This is a genomic window from Planococcus sp. APC 3906 (assembly GCF_030407685.1).
In the GTDB taxonomy this organism is placed as follows: Bacteria; Bacillota; Bacilli; order Bacillales_A; family Planococcaceae; genus Planococcus; species Planococcus koreensis.
Genome location: NZ_JASDCW010000014.1, coordinates 79,700 through 93,602 on the forward strand (window position 1 = coordinate 79,700; position 13,903 = coordinate 93,602).

The 13,903-nt window shown below is 47.3% G+C and carries 9 protein-coding genes and 2 riboswitches; of the genes, 8 read left to right on the forward strand and 1 reads right to left on the reverse strand.

Translation table 11 applies throughout. The annotated features are described in order from the left end of the window. Positions 1-10: 10 nt before the first annotated feature. A complete protein-coding gene (locus QMA09_RS09960; RefSeq protein WP_290213005.1) occupies positions 11-511 on the reverse strand; it encodes a GNAT family N-acetyltransferase in 501 nt (166 codons plus the stop codon). A 262-nt stretch (positions 512-773) separates the two neighbouring features. Between QMA09_RS09960 and ilvD the strand changes: the two genes are divergently transcribed. The 8 genes from ilvD (at position 774) to QMA09_RS10000 (ending at position 13,272) form a co-directional block, all read left to right on the forward strand. Continuing rightward, complete coding sequence (gene ilvD, locus QMA09_RS09965) at positions 774-2,495, forward strand: dihydroxy-acid dehydratase (protein WP_290213006.1); 1,722 nt, start codon at positions 774-776, stop codon at positions 2,493-2,495. A gap of 424 nt (positions 2,496-2,919) precedes the next feature. Next, a complete protein-coding gene (locus tag QMA09_RS09970; protein WP_290213007.1) occupies positions 2,920-4,389 on the forward strand; it encodes a nicotinate phosphoribosyltransferase in 1,470 nt (489 codons plus the stop codon). A gap of 15 nt (positions 4,390-4,404) precedes the next feature. Next, positions 4,405-5,229 carry an ammonia-dependent NAD(+) synthetase gene (gene nadE / locus QMA09_RS09975; protein WP_290213008.1) on the forward strand — a complete coding sequence of 275 codons (825 nt, stop codon included), beginning with the start codon at positions 4,405-4,407 and terminating at the stop codon, positions 5,227-5,229. 213 nt (positions 5,230-5,442) lie between these two features. Beyond that, on the forward strand, positions 5,443-6,393 hold the full coding sequence (locus QMA09_RS09980; protein WP_290213009.1) for an AAA family ATPase: 951 nt from the start codon (positions 5,443-5,445) through the stop codon (positions 6,391-6,393). Continuing rightward, complete coding sequence (locus QMA09_RS09985; protein ID WP_290213010.1) at positions 6,390-7,604, forward strand: DUF58 domain-containing protein; 1,215 nt, start codon at positions 6,390-6,392, stop codon at positions 7,602-7,604. The genes QMA09_RS09980 and QMA09_RS09985 overlap by 4 nt, the downstream gene beginning before the upstream one ends. Beyond that, complete coding sequence (locus tag QMA09_RS09990) at positions 7,601-9,787, forward strand: transglutaminase TgpA family protein (RefSeq protein WP_290213011.1); 2,187 nt, start codon at positions 7,601-7,603, stop codon at positions 9,785-9,787. Before QMA09_RS09985 ends, QMA09_RS09990 begins: the two co-directional genes overlap by 4 nt. A gap of 32 nt (positions 9,788-9,819) precedes the next feature. After that, positions 9,820-9,921, forward strand: a riboswitch (purine riboswitch). 126 nt (positions 9,922-10,047) lie between these two features. After that, positions 10,048-11,586, forward strand: a complete 1,539-nt coding sequence (gene guaA, locus QMA09_RS09995) for a glutamine-hydrolyzing GMP synthase (protein ID WP_290213015.1) — start codon at positions 10,048-10,050, stop codon at positions 11,584-11,586. A 125-nt stretch (positions 11,587-11,711) separates the two neighbouring features. Continuing rightward, positions 11,712-11,813: riboswitch (purine riboswitch) on the forward strand. Between the two features lie 121 nt (positions 11,814-11,934). After that, the gene (locus tag QMA09_RS10000) at positions 11,935-13,272 is read left to right on the forward strand and encodes an NCS2 family permease (protein WP_290213012.1); all 1,338 of its coding nucleotides are present in this window, start codon (positions 11,935-11,937) and stop codon (positions 13,270-13,272) included. The last annotated feature ends 631 nt before the right edge of the window (positions 13,273-13,903 follow it).

The following is a 13,903-nucleotide window of genomic DNA, read 5'->3' on the forward strand; positions in this document are numbered from 1 at the left end:
TCCTTTTTCTTTAAAGATTCAGCTTGAAAGCTTTGACGATGATGCCATCATCAAGCGGGGTAAAGTCCAAAGCCGGAACCCGTTCAAAACCGAAGCTTGTGTATAATTGGATGGCATTGGCCATAAAGTCTGCTGTATGCAGACCGACAAAAGGCGCGCCGTCCTTTTGCGCCTGCTGGATGCAATGGCTGACGAGCGCTTTGCCGATGCCAAGTGAACGCTGGGCTGGTTCTACTGCCAGCATACGGATTTCAGGGTGCTGCAGCGCTCTCTCATCCCAATCATAAGCTTGCGATTCGGCGGGGAACAACACGATGCTGCCGGCAATGGCACCATGGACTTCCGCAACAAAAACACGAACTCCCGGACCTTTAAAAGTATCCGACAATAAGGTCTTTTTTAACAACTCCCAATGAGGGGCTGGAATCAGCTGTTCAAAAGGACTGTAAGAAGCCAGCCTCTGCCATTTTATGAATTCGTATTCATCTTCGTGTGCCTCCCGGATCTGCATTTAAACCATCTCCGATCCCTTCTAAATTTATCCCGTTTTTTAATCGGCTTTCTTCCCAGCTAAATAGCACTAAAAAAGGAAGAAAATTGATGTACTGCAAGTATAACATCCGGCAATTAAAGACAAAAATATTTAGTGGAAAGCACTGAAAAAAATATGGCCAGTTTTCGAATAATTAAAAAATATTAGTTAAAATACTTAAAATTCATTGAATTGATTAAATATTTCTCTATAATGATACAAAAGAAAGGAAAGATGCCTGATGAAAAAAGATTTGCGCATAAACAGTAAAGTTTTTGATGGAGCGATGAAAGCGCCGAACCGGGCAATGCTCAGAGCGGTCGGGGTGACGGATGAAGATTTCAAGAAACCGATGATTGGTGTAGCAAGCACATGGAGCGAAGTGACGCCCTGCAATATACATATCCATGACTTGGCGGTCAGCGCGAAAAGAGGAGCGCGTGAAGCAGGAGGAGTCCCTCTTGTATTCAATACGATTACCGTGTCGGATGGGATATCGATGGGCACGGAAGGCATGCGCTATTCATTGCCGAGCCGGGATTTGATTGCGGATTCCATCGAGACGGTTGTCGGGGCTGAAAGTTTGGATGGGCTAGTGGCGATTGGGGGATGCGACAAAAACATCCCTGGCTGCTTGATTGCGATTGCGAATTCCGGCGTTCCCGCTGTTTTCGCTTACGGAGGAACGATTGCTCCGGGCAATTACAACGGCCAGGATATCGATATCGTTTCTGTATTTGAAGGCGTCGGCCAGCATAATAACGGCGACATCAACGACGAGTCATTGCGCAAAATCGAATGTGGGGCATGTCCGGGCGCAGGTTCGTGCGGCGGAATGTACACCGCGAACACGATGGCTTCTGCTGCAGAAGCCATGGGCATGAGTTTGCCGGGCAGCTCGTCGAATCCGGCAGAGTCAAGCATCAAACAGGCAGATTGCAAAGCTGCTGGAGCGGCAGTTTACAACTTATTGGACAAAGGGATTTATCCGAAAGACATCATGACGAAAGAAGCGTTTGAAAACGCGATAACCGTTGTGCAGGCGCTCGGCGGGTCGACCAATGCGATTCTGCATTTATTGGCAATCGCTCATGCAGCGGAAATCGATTTGACGATGGATGATTTTGACCGCATCCAAAAAACAGTACCGCATATTGCTGACTTGAAACCGAGCGGCAAATACGTCATGCAGGATCTGCACCGTGTAGGCGGCGTGCAGGCAGTAATGAAAGAGCTTTGGAAAGCAGGCTATCTTCACGGCGGCTGTATGACAGTGACCGGGAAGACATTGGCAGAGAATTTGGCTGAAGCGCCGGACTTGCTGGAAGGCCAAGTCGTCATCATGCCTTTCGACAACCCGAAACGCAAAGACGGGCCATTGATCGTCCTGAAAGGGAATTTGTCGCCGCATGGCGCTGTCGCGAAAATGTCTGGGGTTAAAGTGTCTCGCCACAGCGGGCCGGCTCGCGTCTTCGACACGGAAAAAGAAGCGACCGCTGCCGTTATGGCCAATGAAATCAATGATGGCGATGTACTGGTCATCCGCTATGTAGGACCGAAAGGTGGACCGGGAATGCCGGAAATGCTGTCGATTTCGGCAATTCTGGTCGGCAAAGGAATGGACGAAAAAGTGGCATTGCTGACAGACGGCCGCTTCTCCGGCGGCACACACGGTTTAGTGGTGGGGCATATTGCGCCTGAAGCACAGACTGGCGGCCCGATTGCGCTTCTGAAAGAAGGCGACATCGTCACGATCGATTCAGAGCTGCAGGAAATCTCCATGGATGTGACGGCGGAAGAATTGGAACAGCGCCGAAAAGAATGGACAGCACCGCCGCTTTATAAAAAAGGGGTGCTGGGCAAATACGCGCATAATGTTTCCTGCTCGTCAAAAGGGGCAGTAACGGATTATTTGAACCGGGAACAGACAGCGCCGGAAGAAACACTCGCTTTAAAAAACTGAGACAATTGGAAAAGGGCAGCCCTCGATGTGAGGGCTGCCCTTTGTTTGTTTAAGGTAACATCTATAAGTTTTGACTCAATTTTTCAACCCGCTATTAACGGGGAATCATTTCCATTGAAAGCTTTAACTTTCTGTGCCGCGGTCATTGTTCCACTGGGGCTTTCTAACTTAAGCAACGTAAACCCTACCTTCTTTTACGTCCTTGCGATCCTTTAATCGCGCCAGTGTGAATAAGTATTCTCAAAAACATTATCGTAGAATGCCAGATTATCAAAATTTACCAGTTACCTATATGTTAACTAGACTAGTATTGCACAAATTAGTGTTTGTGTCAACTTGTTTCTTTCGTGCGCATTTCGTTTTTGAATTATTTTCTTTAGGGTATAATTAAAGAAATTATTTAATGGGGAAGAAGGAGATTTCATTGCGCACTACATATGCAGACGACAGCTTGGCCTTACATACGGATTTGTACCAGATTAACATGACGGAAGCCTATTGGGCGGATGGCATGCACGAACGGAAAGCGGTGTTCGAATTGTTTTTCCGTAAATTGCCGTTCGGCAACGGCTATGCGGTTTTCGCGGGGTTGGAACGGGTGCTCGACTACCTTAAGAATTTTAAGTTTTCCGAAAGCGATTTGGCTTACTTAAAGGAAGAAGTGGGTTATAAAGACGATTTTATCGATTATTTGAGAACTGTGCATTTTACGGGAGATGTCTATTCGGTCGTCGAAGGCGAGACCGTTTTTCAAAATGAACCCTTGCTGCGCATTGAAGCGCCGCTTGTGGAAGCGCAGCTTATCGAAACGGCGCTTTTGAATATTGTCAATTACCAAACATTGATCGCCACAAAAGCAAGCCGCATCAAGCAAATCGTCAAAAGTGAACGGGTGATGGAATTCGGCACCAGACGCGCGCAGGAAATGGATGCAGCAATCTGGGGCACCCGCGCCGCTTACATCGGCGGCTTGGAGGCGACGAGCAACGTGCGTGCCGGCAAGAAATTCGGCATCCCGGTTGCCGGTACACATGCGCATTCGATGGTCCAAGCTTACAAAGATGAGTACGAAGCATTTCATTCATATGCTAAACGCCATAAAGAATGCGTTTTTCTCGTCGATACGTACGATACAATCAAATCCGGCGTACCGACGGCGATTCGGGTCGCAAAAGAATTAGGCGATAAAATCAATTTTACCGGTATTCGCCTGGACAGTGGAGATATTGCGTTCTTATCAAAAGAAGCGCGGAAAATGCTAGATGAAGCCGGCTTCCACGACACGCAAATCGTTGTCTCGAACGATTTGGATGAATACACCATCCTGAACTTAAAAGCACAAGGGGCGCGGGTGGATGCATGGGGAATCGGCACGAAGCTGATTACGGCCTATGACCAGCCGGCTCTTGGCGCTGTCTACAAACTGGTCGCGATTGAGAACGATCACGGTGTGATGGAAGACACCATCAAGATTTCGGGCAATGCGGAAAAAGTGACGACGCCGGGCTTGAAAAACGTTTACCGCATTATAGATAGGGAAAATGGGAAATCAGAAGGTGATTACATCACGATGCACGATGAAGAACCGGCTAAGGAAGATCATTTGAAAATGTTCCATCCGGTCCATACATATGTTTCGAAGTTCGTGTCGAATTTTGAAGCTGTGAACCTTCATCAGCAAGTGGTCAAAGCTGGAAAAGTGGTGTATGAAAATCCACCGTTGCCGCAAATGCAGGCATATGCTTCCAGCAGCCTGAATTTATTATGGGATGAATACAAGCGTTCATTGAATCCGGAAGAATATCCGGTCGATTTGAGCCAAAAATGTTGGGACAACAAAATGCGCAATATCCAAGAAGTGAAAGATGCCATCCAGCAAATGGCTGGGAAATAATAAGGAGGAAGATTCATGTCAAATTTGCAGCAGCAGATCATTAGAGAATTGAAAGTGAAACCGGGCATCGATCCGCAGGAAGAAATCCGCCGGACAATTGATTTTTTAAAGCAATACTTGATCAAGCATCCGTTCCTGACCGGCTTTGTGCTGGGCATTTCCGGCGGACAGGATTCGACGCTTGCAGGCAAGCTCGCCCAAATGGCGGTTGATGAATTGAACGCGGAAGAAGGCGGGAAATATACATTCAATGCGGTGCGGCTGCCATACGGCACGCAATTTGATGAACATGACGCCCAAGATGCGATTGATTTCATCAAGCCGTCGAAGGTTTATACGGTGAACATCAAGGAAGCGGTGGATGCGAGCGATGACGCGCTGGAGAAGGCGGGCATTGAATTGACCGACTTTATCAAAGGCAATGAGAAGGCGCGCGAGCGGATGAAAGTGCAGTTTGCGATTGCCGGGTCTAATCAGGCGGTTGTACTCGGAACTGACCATGCAGCTGAAGCGGTTACCGGATTCTATACAAAATTTGGAGATGGGGCAGCCGATCTCACGCCTTTGTTCCGATTGAACAAACGGCAGGGCCGTGCCATGTTGAAAGAGCTTGGCAGTCCCGAGCACCTTTATATGAAGATTCCTACTGCTGACCTGGAAGAAGATCGTCCGGCGATTCCGGATGAAGTGGCATTGGGCATCACCTACGACATGATTGACGATTACCTTGAAGGCAAGAAAATTCCGGCAGATGCGCAAGAAAAGCTGGAAGGCTATTACCTGCGTTCGCAGCATAAACGCCATTTGCCAATCACGGTCTTTGATGATTTTTGGAAATAAACTATATCGAAACAGGACAGGATGAAATTGATCATCCGGTCCTGTTTTTTTATAAGCAGAAAGCCGCGCGTTTAAAAACATACATTCTTTTTAATAGTAAAATCCGGCTCCAAAGTTACGGACAGTTGAGAATTCCACGTAAATTCGTTATGCTTGAAATAAGTTTTGGACAATTTAAAAAATTTGATGCACTTTATAATTGGGGGAATCAGCATGATGGCTAAAGACCGTTTAAATGCAGTAATTGATAATATTGAAAAAGTGATTATCGGGAAAAGAGATATCGCTGAATTGAGCATGGTGGCAATGCTGTCCCATGGCCATGTCCTGCTCGAAGATGTGCCGGGCGTCGGTAAGACGATGCTGGTACGGGCGCTCGCAAAATCAGTCGGCGCTGAATTTAAACGAATACAATTCACTCCTGACTTGCTTCCTTCTGATGTGATTGGAGTTTCCATCTACAATCCGAAAGATATGGAATTCCATTTCAGGCCAGGCCCGATCATGGGCAATATCATTTTGGCCGACGAAATCAACCGCACATCCCCAAAAACGCAATCCTCACTCCTTGAAGCGATGGAAGAAGCTTCTGTGACAATCGATGGCGTAACCATGCCTATTCCAAAACCTTTCTTTGTTATGGCCACCCAGAACCCGATTGAATACGAAGGCACTTATCCGCTTCCGGAAGCACAGCTTGACCGTTTTCTATTGAAGGTGAAAATGGGCTATCCATCCCCGAAAGAAGAAATGGAAGTGCTTAGCCGCGCGCAGCTTTCTGCACCAATCGAAGATTTGGAGGAAGTTATTTCACTTGAAGAAGTCTTGGCATTGCAAGAAGAAGTGAAAAAGATCAATGTTGACGAAACAATCCGGAGTTATATCGTTGAACTGACCAGACAGACGCGGAATGATCCGTACGTCTATTTGGGGGTTAGCCCGCGCGGTTCGATCGCTTTGATGAAAGCTTCCCAAGCGTATGCCATGTTAAAAGGGCGCGATTATGTCACACCGGATGATGTGCAATATTTGGCGAAATTCGTATTCGGGCATCGCATCATGCTGCGCTCGGAAGCGCGCTATGATGGCATCACTGCTGATGAAATCACGGATCGTATTTTGGCGAAAACGCGGGTTCCCGTTCAAAGGCTAGTAGGCCAATGAAAAAAACGGCCTCATTCGTGAATCTATGGGGGCGGCTCCTTTTCGTGCTGTTCATCTTGATTTTCACTTTCGCTTTCGCCATGTTCCAAGGCGGCTTTGTCAGCTGGTTCATTTTTTATATGGCACTGCCATTTGCGCTTTATTCCTTGCTGCTCGCAGTTTATCCGCTCCAAGACATGGAATTGAGCCGGGAAATCCACACTCCGCAGGTGCGCAAAGGTTCGCCTTTCTTAGCGACTATCCAAGTACAGCGGAATATGCGGTTTCCGCTGCTGTATACCGTACTGACAGAACAAACGCATTCTCCTGCACTGAATGCCAGAACCGCAGGCGGCTCACAGAAAATGCTGGTGCCCGGTTTTTCTACCGGCATGTCTTGGAGCTATGAGATCCGGGATATGCCTCGCGGCGAGCATGTGCTGGAAGGGGTGCAGGTAGAAGTTTCGGATTTCTTTGGATGGGTGAAGAAGTCGAAACTGATTCCGCTTCAGCAAAAAGTCCTGGTCTATCCGAATACGACTGAAATCGTTTACCGCCCTATGGAGTCGAGATACGACCAAGGTGCCATGGCTGCGCCTTTCACATTGGTCAAAGATACGACGATGGCGACGGGTGTCCGCGACTACCGGCCAGGCGATCGGGTTTCGTGGATCCACTGGAAATCATTCGCGCGGACTCAGACCATGCAGACGAAAGAATTCGAAGATCGCCAGTCCCAAGATTTGTTCTTGCTGGACGACCGTCGAAAGACGGACAAATTCGAGCTCCAAGTAGAATTGGTGGCGTCTATCCTTCAATCGATTGTAGAGTCGAAATCGAGCGTCGCCTATTTGTCTGTAGGTGCAACCCGCAATTCTTTTCCAGTCATTCAGACTGAAGAACATCTTCACCGGGTCATGTATTTCCTGGCGAAAGTGCAGCCGGACCTTGAAAACCCTGCAGAAGAAGCGGTTGGCCGCGATTTGTTGAAAATCCAGTCATCGAGCTTATTATACGTAACAAGCAAGTTGACGATGGATATGGTTAAAGTCATCCAGCGCAATGTGAAAAATTTAAATGCTTGTATGTGCCTGGTGGTCATGAAAAAAGGGGAGAGGCCATCGCGCGAAGATGAACAAGCCTTTCAATTCGCGCGTTCCAAAGGCTTCACTGTCAAATGGGTGGCGCCTGAAAACTTCTCCTCGGTCTTTATGGAGGTGAAGGATCAATGACTTCCATCCGAAAAAACAAATGGTTCATGGCAGGTTTGTATATTTTGGTCTTTTTCCTGCTGGCGGAATGGCTTGCGCCTGTGATTGCATTGACAGAAACAGGGCATAAGAACCTCTTCCTGATTTTTATCGGAATGTCGCTGATCATGGCCTTGCTGCAAGTTCCTTGGTGGATTTCAGGTATAGTCAAAACGCTGTATGTTTTGTGGTTCGCGGTGTACGTCTATACTGATGAAGTTTTTTTCACAAGGGATGCAATTCGATTTTTATGGGATAATTTTACAAATGACTTTTCTGCAGTCTTGTCTCAGGATTGGGTCGGCACTACAGATATTTTCAGAACCGTGTTATTTTTCGCTTTGTTGTGGATGGCGGTTTACCTTATCCATTATTGGGTCAGCTACCGGCTCAGCATTTTCCTGTTCTATTTGCTGACGGTCGTCTTTATCGCGGTATTGGATACGTTTAGCCCTTACACAGGGAATACGGCGATTATCCGCATCATGGTCATCGGCCTTTTATTGGCAGGCCTTCTGCATTTGGCGCGCTGGCTTGAACGCCATCATATCGAACTAAGCGGCAATAAAATCGCGGCTTATATCATTCCGTTGGTGCTGATGGTTTCGGCCGCAGCTGCACTAGCCCTTTATTTGCCGAAATCCGGTCCGATTTGGCCGGATCCTGTGCCGTACATCACTTCTTTTTCTGAACAGGCCGGAAGCGGCCCGGGTGGAGAAGTGGGCCGCATCGGCTATGGCGTGGATGATTCCCAACTTGGCGGTTCTTTTATAGGAGACGATACCCCTGTTTTCAGAGCAACTGTCGCAAACGGCCAATATTGGAAAGTTGAATCCAAAGATATCTATACAACAAAAGGATGGGAATTGACCGAAAATGTCGGGGATTCCTTCTTATATGGCAATGGGGAGTTTATTTCGACTGATTTCGAGCCGGGTGAACCCGCTTTGCGGGACAATGCCCTCGTATCAATGGAACAATCTTTCCCATTTGTACTTTATCCTTACGGCACGGAATCGATATTGATGGATCAAAATGTTGATTATCAATACGATTCAGCAGACCAGCGCATTGAAACGTATAGCGATGGCGCTGAAATCGAGCCTGAAGTATATGAGGTCGCCTATAGTGAGCCGTTGTACAGCTTAACCGCGCTGCAAGCGGCGAGTGACGAAGATTTAGCAGAGCTTCCGGCCGAGTTTGACCGCTTCAAACAGCTGCCGGCGGAATTGCCGCAGCGCGTGCGGGACCTTGCGGTTGAAATAACGGCGGACGCTGACAATGTATATGCGAAAACGCGTGCTATTGAACGCTATTTCAGTACAGCGGGCTTTGAATACAGTCAAGAGGATATTCCAGTTCCTGAGGAAGATCAAGATTATGTCGACCAGTTTTTATTCGACACAAAGACGGGGTATTGCGATAATTTTTCGACATCAATGGTCGTCCTGCTCCGTTCGCTCGATATTCCTGCCCGTTGGGTCAAAGGTTTCAATGAAGGTGAACTAGTGGATCAGAATGGTGAAGAGGAAACTTACCAAATCACCAATAACAACGCCCATTCTTGGGTTGAAGCTTATATGCCCGGAGTCGGCTGGATGCTGTTTGAACCGACAATCGGTTTTACAGGCGCATCGGCAATCGATTTCGACGTAGAAACCGAAACGGATGAATTAGAAGATCCGGTCATGCCGGAGCGCCCGGACCCGCTGGCAGCCGAGGAAGAAGAAGTGGCAGCTGATGCTGCGGACAATGGCCCATCTCTGTGGAGCCGATTCGAACAGTATACGGAAGAACACAGGAAAACGATCCTTTGGTCTTTGGCGGGAATTGCCGCAGCAGCTTTGATGCTCTTCAAGCTGCGCCAAAAATGGCTGCCTGCAGTGCTCATTCCGTATTACCGTGCACGTGGCAATAACGCCTCAACTTTCGAAAAAGCCTATTTGCGCTTGCTGAAGCAATTGGATTTGTACGGCATCAAAAGGCGTGAAGGGCAGACCTTGAAGTCCTACGCTTCGTATATCGATTCGTTCTTCGGGACCCATGATATGACGAAATTGACGCAGGCTTATGAAAAGTCTGTCTATGGCGGCAAAGGTGAAACCGTGCAGTGGCAAGAGCTGAAAGAAAGTTGGGAAAATTTAATCAAACAGACAAGCGGTTGATTTTGGGAGTGCTACCTTGTACAATTGAGAAAATTATATGTTACAGGTGCCCTCATATATGTCTGGTAATATGGACCGGATGTCTCTACCAAGTCCCCGGAAATGACTTGACTATGAAGGCGGATGACGCATGCGTTCAGACATGTGCATTCGCCTTTTTGATGTAGAGCAGAAGAACGCGAGGACTAGTTTTCGCGTTCTTTTGCTATTTTGAGGCCTTGAATCGAATAGAAGAGGTGAAGAGTGTGCCAGTCAGCCCGATGTTGAAAGAACAGAAGAAGATAGTGGTTTTGGATTTTGGAAGCCAGTACAACCAATTGATTACACGGCGTATTCGTGAAATCGGAGTTTATAGCGAATTGCATCCGCATACGATTACAGCGGAAAAAATCAAAGAAATGAATGCTGCAGGCATCATTTTCTCAGGTGGACCAAATTCGGTTTATGATAAAAATGCATTTTCAATCGATCCTGCTATTTTTGAAATGGGACTTCCGATTTTGGGGATTTGCTATGGCATGCAGTTGATGGCGCTGCATTTAGAAGGCAACGTTGAAAAAGCCCAAAACCGTGAATACGGCAAGGCGGAACTTCAGCTTGTAAAAGAAAGCACTATTTTTAAAGATCTTCCAAAAGAACAGATTGTCTGGATGAGCCACGGCGACCTGGTAACTGCAGCGCCCCCTGGCTTTGAAGTGACAGGCACGAGCTCAGGATGCCCGATTGCTGCCATGTCCGATGATTCGCGCGGATTCTACGGCGTGCAATTCCACCCGGAAGTGCGCCATTCCATTTATGGAAATGAAGTTCTGCGCCAATTCGTCTACGATGTTTGCGGCATGGCGGATGAATGGTCGATGGAAAACTTCATCGAGCTTGAAATCGAAAAAATCCGCGAAGAAGTCGGCGACAAGAAAGTGCTTTGTGCACTGAGCGGCGGTGTTGATTCCTCGGTAGTGGCGGTATTGATCCACAGAGCGATCGGAGACCAGTTGACATGCATGTTCGTTGACCACGGCTTGCTTCGCAAAGGTGAAGCGGAAAGCGTCATGAAGACTTTTGCAGACGGCTTCAATATGAACGTCATCAAAATCGACGCCCAAGAACGTTTCATGAATAAATTGGCAGGCGTTTCAGATCCTGAAACGAAACGCAAAATCATCGGCAACGAGTTCATCTATGTCTTTGACGATGAAGCGTCGAAACTTGAAGGCATGGATTTCCTTGCACAAGGAACGCTTTACACAGATATTATCGAAAGCGGCACGACAACGGCACAAACCATCAAATCGCATCACAATGTAGGCGGTTTGCCGGACGACATGCAGTTTAAGTTGATCGAGCCATTGAATACATTGTTCAAAGATGAAGTCCGTGCGCTTGGCACAGAGCTTGGCATGCCGGATGAAATCGTTTGGCGCCAGCCATTCCCAGGACCAGGCTTGGGAATCCGCATCATGGGTGCAGTGACAGAAGAAAAGCTGAAAATCGTCCGTGAATCGGATTGGATTCTTCGCGATGAAATCAGCAAAGCGGGATTAGACCGCGATATCTGGCAATACTTCACAGTCCTTCCGGATATCCGCAGCGTAGGCGTGATGGGCGATGCCCGCACATACGACTATGCGATTGGCATCCGTGCTGTAACATCGATTGATGGAATGACTTCCGATTGGGCGCGCATCCCTTGGGACGTGCTGGAAAAAATCAGCGTACGCCTCGTCAATGAAGTAGATCATATTAACCGTGTATTATACGATATTACGAGCAAGCCACCTGCAACGATCGAGTGGGAATAAAACAAAAGCTGGAGCACCTTTAAAGGTGTTCCAGCTTTTTGAATATTTCACGAACTATAAAATTAAAAAAACGATTAATGTTCGTGTTTGGGCTTGTTAATTAAAAAGAAACGTGTTATTCTACGATAGAAATTAAATAACGTTGTCGTATAATGTCGGGGATATGGCCCGAAAGTTTCTACCGAGTTACCGTAAATGACTCGACTACGATTTTTGTCCGGCTGCAGAAAGCCGGGCCCTCTCTGGATTTATTTGCTTTGGAGGGGTAAATCGAACGCATACGGCACACCGCTGTATGCGTTTTTCTGTTTTCCAGCATTATTGCGGCGACACGCGGAGGAAATTACATTGAAGAAGTATTTTCAGTTTGAAGAACTGGGCACGAATTACCGCCAGGAAATCATCGGCGGATTAACGACATTTTTAGCAATGGCCTATATTTTAGTGGTCAACCCGCTGACGCTGACACTCAGCTCAGTAACCGATTTGCCTGATGCAATGCGCATGGATTACGGCGCGGTGTTCATGGCGACGGCATTAGCCGCAGCGGTAGGGAGTTTGATGATGGGGTTTGTGGCAAGGTATCCGATTGCACTTGCTCCGGGCATGGGGCTGAATGCGTTCTTCGCTTACACAGTGATCTTGACATACGGCATTCCTTGGCAGACAGCTTTGACCGGCGTATTATTCTCTGGATTATTCTTTATCATCCTTTCGTTGTCCGGTTTGCGCGAGCGCATCATTAACGCGATTCCAGCTGAACTGAAATTTGCGGTTGGAGCGGGGATCGGATTGTACATCACGTTCATCGGCCTTCAAAATGCCGGCATCATCGTCGGCGATCCCGATACGATGGTCGGCCTTGGCGACTTGACGAACTCATCGACGCTGCTGGCGATTTTCGGTTTGGTTGTGACGGTCATCTTCATGGTCCGCGGCATTAAAGGCGGAATCTTTTTCGGTATGTTGATTGCGGCAGTAGTCGGCATGATTTTCAGCATCGTTGAATTGCCATCAGCAATCATCGGCCAGGTGCCAAGCATGGCGCCGACATTCGGTGTAGCGCTCGAGCCAATCTTCAACGATCCGGGTTCATTGATGACAATTCAATTCCTGGTTGTCGTCCTTACATTCTTGTTCGTGGATTTCTTCGATACAGCAGGCACTTTGGTGGCAGTAGCCAACCAAGCGGGTCTGATGACCAAAGACCATAAATTGCCGCGCGCAGGAAAAGCGCTTTTGGCTGACGCAGTGGCAACTGTGGCTGGAGCAATTTTCGGTACATCAACCACCACTTCTTACATTGAATCCACTTCAGGGGTGGCAGCGGGCGCGCGTTCAGGCTTCGCTTCTGTTGTCACCGGAGTATTGTTCCTGGTTTCAATTTTGTTCTATCCTTTATTGGAAGTCATTACAAGTGCGGTAACAGCACCGGCGTTGATCATTGTCGGCGTGCTGATGGTTTCCGCGCTTGGCAAAATCGATTGGACGAAATTTGAAATTGCAGTCCCGGCATTTCTGACGATGATTGCCATGCCTCTTGGCTACAGCATCGCAACAGGTATCGCGATCGGCTTTATCTTCTATCCGATTACAATGATTGCTGCTGGCAAAGGGAAGCAAGTTCATCCAATCATGTACGGACTATTCGTGATCTTCGTATTGTATTTCATCTTCCTGGTTTAAATAGAAAGATCCCGCCAAATTTTTGGTGGGATTTTTTTTTTGCTTAGAGGCGCAGCAGGTGCAGTAATTGGAAAGTAGAGAAAAAATCTGGGCATGGAGGATTCACGTGGTTGTCGGAAGCTATGCGTTTTATATATAGAAGAAAGTCGATTCCGGACATCCGTGCTGGAGGTGCCGGACGCTGATTGGCAAGAGTTTGCCGGAAAGCCAGGAGTTAGGATGTAAAGGAAAGTTTTCCTTTCAAAAATGTAACAATCTTTGCTATTGATTTAATTGAAAATTCTGTTATGATAAAAATGTGGAGAATTTAATAGTAATTTATTCAGTTCTATTTTTTTCTCTAAATGTGTTGACTTAATTCGGCAGACTTGATATATTAGTAAATGTCCTCAAAACGACCAGATAAAGCAGTGAAGAAAAGTATTGACATCTGAAATGCGATGAGGTATATTAATAAAGTTGCTGTTAAGAACGGCACACAATGAACCTTGAAAACTGAACAGCAAAACGTCAACAACACGCAACGGCCGCGCAAAACGGCCCGCGCAAAACTTACTGATCAGCCTCGTGCAGATCAAAGCGAATCGTGCGTCTTCGGACGGCGATACGCCAGCAGTATTGAGCAATCAAC

Excerpts from the sequence above, each read along its gene's own strand:
- QMA09_RS09960 (WP_290213005.1), bottom strand. The coding sequence starts at position 511 with ATGCAGATCCGGGAGGCACACGAAGATGAATACGAATTCATAAAATGG.
- ilvD (WP_290213006.1), top strand. The coding sequence starts at position 774 with ATGAAAAAAGATTTGCGCATAAACAGTAAAGTTTTTGATGGAGCGATG.
- nadE (WP_290213008.1), top strand. The coding sequence starts at position 4,405 with ATGTCAAATTTGCAGCAGCAGATCATTAGAGAATTGAAAGTGAAACCG.
- QMA09_RS09980 (WP_290213009.1), top strand. The coding sequence starts at position 5,443 with ATGATGGCTAAAGACCGTTTAAATGCAGTAATTGATAATATTGAAAAA.
- QMA09_RS09985 (WP_290213010.1), top strand. The coding sequence starts at position 6,390 with ATGAAAAAAACGGCCTCATTCGTGAATCTATGGGGGCGGCTCCTTTTC.
- QMA09_RS09990 (WP_290213011.1), top strand. The coding sequence starts at position 7,601 with ATGACTTCCATCCGAAAAAACAAATGGTTCATGGCAGGTTTGTATATT.
- guaA (WP_290213015.1), top strand. The coding sequence starts at position 10,048 with ATGTTGAAAGAACAGAAGAAGATAGTGGTTTTGGATTTTGGAAGCCAG.